The organism is Arthrobacter sp. Br18 (assembly GCF_000520555.1).
GTDB lineage: Bacteria > Actinomycetota > Actinomycetes > Actinomycetales > Micrococcaceae > Arthrobacter_D.
Map to the genome: position 1 here is coordinate 52,982 of NZ_KI914890.1, position 3,749 is coordinate 56,730.

Here is a 3,749-nt window from a genome sequence, read left to right on the forward strand (position 1 = left end):
ACGGTGGCCGGAGCGGCCGGACCCGCCTCTGCGGTTGCCGCGCGGCGCCTGGTCTTCGGTGCCGTGGCTGGTGCCTTGGCCTTCGGCGCGGTGTCCGGAGCATCCTGGGCCTTCACCGAAGCCTCCGGCAGGGACGTGTTCACCGTTTCGACGGCGGGCTCACCCGACGGCGCCACCTGGGGCTTGCGTGAACGGGATGCCCGCTTACGCGGCCCCGCCGGAGCGGTATCTCCAACAAGTTGCCCGTCCGTCGGATGACCGGCCGGCTCAGGCGTGGAAGCGCCGGAGGCCGCAGTGATGGGCTCAGGCGTGATGGGCTGCGGAGGAGCAGGCGGGGCTCCGGCCGGCGACGTCGCCTTGCGCCGTACCCTTGGTGCCTTCTTGGCGGGAGCGGGTGCGGCCGCCTCCTGCACGTCGGCGATCGGCTCTGGTCCCCCGCGCTCTTCGGCCGTCCGTTCCGGGTGCTGTTCCGAATTCTGGTCGGAAAGCGCTCCAACGTGCTGGTCGAAGTGCTCTTCGCTGTTCTGTTCGCTTGGCTGCTGGTCGATCTGATTCATGGGTATGCGGCTCCAGCCCTTGCGGCGCCGGCCACATCCAAGCGCCCTCGGGGGCGGTATGTCGGCCTGCCGCGGGCATCTTCCCCGCAGCGGTCCGGAAGTCGTTGTCATTGTCACTCGAGGTCGCACCGGCTATGGGGTGCGGCATCACTCGAAGACCAGCGACGCTTTTCCAACTTGGCCGTCGTAGTGGACGAAGAATCTGCGAGACGGATTCCCGGCAGCCAGCCCCGTAGGTGGGCTGTTGGTGCCGGGCGCGTCGCCTGCAGAGCGGAAGCCTGTCACTGGACCGGCGGGGAAATGTGGGTTCCCTACCGACCACGGCAATTGTCTCACACGAGCATCGGAAACGTCGGTTAGAGCGTCGGGAACTGGCCCGTCGCCGGCGCTTCCTGCCCGGCGAGCGGCCGCGCAACCGGAACCTTCGTGCCCAGGACCTGCGCAACGACGTCGTGGGTCACCTGCTGGGCCGTCAGGCCCACACGCTTCAGGACCTGGCTCCGCGAACCGTGGTCGAGGAACTCGACGGGAAGCCCCACCTCGTTGAGCGCGGTGTCCACACCGGCTGACCGCATCTCCTGCCGGATCCGCGATCCGACGCCTCCGGCACGGACGCCGTCCTCGATGACGATGACGATCCGGTGCTCGGCCGCCAGGCTGATGACCGACCGGCGCACGGGCAGCACCCACCGCGGGTCGATCACCGTGGAGCTGATGCCCTGGGCGCCCAGTCTGTTCGAGACATCGAGAGCAAGCTCGCTCATCGCGCCGACGCTGACGATCAGGACGTCGTTGAGCTGCGACCCGGCGGGCCGGCGGAACAGGACATCCACGCCGTCGTCGAGCCGTTCGATCGCCTCGACCTCGGCACCCACCGTGCCCTTGGAGTACCGCACCACGCTGGGCGCGTCGGAAATCTGCACGGCCTCGCGGAGTTCTTCACGCAGCCGTGACGCGTCGCGCGGTGCGGCGAGGTGCAGTCCCGGCACTGACTGCAGCAGGGACATGTCCCACATGCCGTGGTGGCTCGCGCCGTCGGGTCCGGTGACCCCGGAACGGTCCAGCACGATCGTGACCCCGGCCTTGTGGAGGGCCACATCCATCAGCAGCTGGTCGAAGGCGCGGTTCAGGAAGGTTGCGTAGAGGGCGATCACGGGATGGAGCCCGCCGAAGGCCATTCCGGCCGCGCTGGTCAGCGCGTGCTGCTCGGCGATGCCGACGTCGAACACGCGGTTCGGGTGACGCGCAGCGAACCGGTGCAGGCCGACGGGGATCAGCATGGCGCCGGTGATGCCGACGACGTCGGGCCGCTCATCGGCGATGTCGGCGATCTCGTTCGCGAACACCGACGTCCAGGACTGCTTGCCGGCGGCGTCGACGGGCTCGCCGGTCTCGGGGTCGATGATGCCGACGGCGTGGAACTGGTCGGCTTCGTGCGCCCGGGCGGGCGCGTAGCCGTGGCCCTTTTCGGTGATCGTGTGCACGATCACCGGGCCCTCGTAGTTCCGGGCGAGGTGGAGCGCCTGCTCCACGGCTCCGAGGTCGTGCCCGTCCACCGGGCCGACGTACTTCATGCCGAGGTCCTCGAAGAGCCCCTGCGGAGCCCACCAGTCCTTGACGCCCTTCTTCATGGCATGGAGGCTCTTGTAACCGAATTCGCCGACAGGCCCCCCATTCTGGAGGCGACCCTTGAACCAGTCGAGGGTCCGTTCATAGACGCGGTGGGTCCGCACCGAGTCGAGGGCCGGGCGGAGCGATGCGAGATAGTCGGCCACGCCTCCGATGGTCGGAGCATAGGAACGTCCGTTGTCGTTGACCACGATCACCACGCGGCGCCGTTTGTCGGCGGCGATGTTGTTGATGGCTTCCCAGGCCATGCCGCCGGTCAAGGCGCCGTCGCCCACGAGGACCACGGTGTAGCGGTCGCCCTCACCGCCCAGCACGCGGGCGCGCGAGATGCCGTCGGCCCAGGACAGCGACGACGACGCGTGGGAGCTTTCGACGACGTCGTGCACCGACTCGGCGCGCGAGGGGTAGCCGGACAGGCCGCCCTCCTGGCGGAGCGTGCTGAAATCCTGGCGCCCGGTGACGAGTTTGTGCACATAGGACTGGTGACCGGTGTCGAAGATGACACTGTCGCGCGGAGAATCGAAGACCCGGTGGATGCCGAGGGTCAACTCGACCACCCCGAGGTTCGGCCCGAGATGCCCGCCGGTGCGGGACACGTTCGTCACGAGGAAGGTACGGATCTCATCGGCGAGGGCCGTGAGCTGGTGCTCGGAAAGCTTACTCAGGTCCTGCGGGCTGCGGATTGTGTCCAAGAGTCCCATCGGCGCCTCCTCCGTTTGTGGGCCGCGGCGAAGCCTTCGCCGTTGATTTTGCGTTAACTCTAACGTTCGGAAGCGCTGGAGGGTGCCATTAAATTCGTTGCCGAAAGTGGACCGCTGCCTCGCTACCGCGGGCCGCGTCGTGCCGGAACGGCAGGATTGCGCGGAAGGCCCGGCGGCTTCCTACTCTGCGGGCGGCGTCAGGACGGCGAAGGACTCCATATGGTGCGTGTGGGGGTACAGGTCGAAAACCCGCAGCTGGTCGAGGGACCAGCCCCGCGCCAGGAACAGGCCGAGATCCCTGGCGAACGACGCCGGGTCGCACGAGACGTATCCGACGGCACGGGGCTTCGCCTGAATGATCTGCGTGACGACACGCTTTCCCGCCCCGGCCCTCGGAGGATCGAGCAGCACCACATCGAGCGGCCATTCCCAGGAATCGAGGACGCTTTCGACCCGGCCCTCCACGATCACGACGTGGTCCTGGCCGTGGAGGTTGCGGCGGGCATCCTTGCTGGTGTTGGCGGAGCCCTCCACGGAGAGGACGGACCCCCCGCTGCCCACGGTCGCTGCGAGCGGAACAGTGAAGAGCCCTGCCCCGGCATACAGGTCGGCCACCTTCTCCCCCGGTGCCGCCTTCAGCCCGGCCAGCACCGCATCCACCAGCACCGACGGCGCGCCGCGGTGGATCTGCCAGAACCCGGCGCCGGTCACCCGGTACTCGTGGGCGCCGACGCGCTCCTGCAGCCAGGTCCGCCCTGTCAGACGCTGCGCCCGGCCCGATTCGACATCGAGCACTGCCACCGACGCGCCCTGGATCTGAGCTGCGATGGCTGCGGGACGCCGTGCCGGCGAGCCGGCCGCC

The 3,749-nt window shown here is 68.6% G+C and carries 1 protein-coding gene and 2 pseudogenes; all 3 read right to left on the reverse strand.

Going from position 1 to position 3,749, the window contains the following annotated elements; genetic code table 11:
• A pseudogene (locus Y704_RS24630) lies at positions 1 to 557 on the reverse strand (hypothetical protein); the annotation flags it as partial.
• A 356-nt stretch (positions 558 to 913) separates the two neighbouring features.
• Positions 914 to 2,887 (reverse strand): 1-deoxy-D-xylulose-5-phosphate synthase, encoded by a 1,974-nt coding sequence (gene dxs / locus Y704_RS0115490; RefSeq protein WP_026550792.1) that lies wholly within the window; start codon positions 2,885 to 2,887, stop codon positions 914 to 916.
• 180 nt (positions 2,888 to 3,067) lie between these two features.
• Positions 3,068 to 3,749, reverse strand: a pseudogene (locus Y704_RS25400) (methyltransferase); the annotation flags it as partial.

What these genes read in the sequence shown, in the direction of transcription:
- dxs (WP_026550792.1), bottom strand. Translation starts at nt 2,887, where the DNA reads ATGGGACTCTTGGACACAATCCGCAGCCCGCAGGACCTGAGTAAGCTT.